The sequence below is a fragment of the Flavobacterium sufflavum genome, assembly GCF_004016525.1.
In the GTDB taxonomy this organism is placed as follows: domain Bacteria; phylum Bacteroidota; class Bacteroidia; order Flavobacteriales; family Flavobacteriaceae; genus Flavobacterium; species Flavobacterium sufflavum.
On sequence record NZ_SACJ01000042.1, the window covers coordinates 1 to 304 of the forward strand.

The window sequence follows — 304 nt, forward strand, 5'->3', positions numbered from 1 at the left end:
TTGCAAAACGACCTTAAGGTGGTTATTGCGGCGGGGCTCACCTCTTCCCATCCCGAACAGAGTAGTTAAGCCCGCCTGCGCAGATGGTACTGCAGTTATGTGGGAGAGTATGTCGTCGCCTTTCTTTTGAAAACCCTTCCCGATAATCGGGAGGGGTTTTTTATTCTTATTTTATTTGTTTAATTATAATAGAATAAAAAAGGTACCTTAGCTCAGATGGTAGAGCAATGGACTGAAAATCCATGTGTCCCTGGTTCGATCCCTGGAGGTACCACAATATTGCTCGGATGGTGAAATTGGTAGA

The 304-nt window shown here is 44.4% G+C and carries 1 tRNA gene and 1 rRNA gene; both read left to right on the forward strand.

What is annotated here, in order from left to right:
- Positions 1–14 precede the first annotated feature (14 nt).
- Positions 15–124 (forward strand): 5S ribosomal RNA (rrf, locus tag EOD40_RS17870).
- A 77-nt stretch (positions 125–201) separates the two neighbouring features.
- Positions 202–274 (forward strand) — tRNA-Phe (locus EOD40_RS17875).
- Positions 275–304 lie beyond the last annotated feature (30 nt).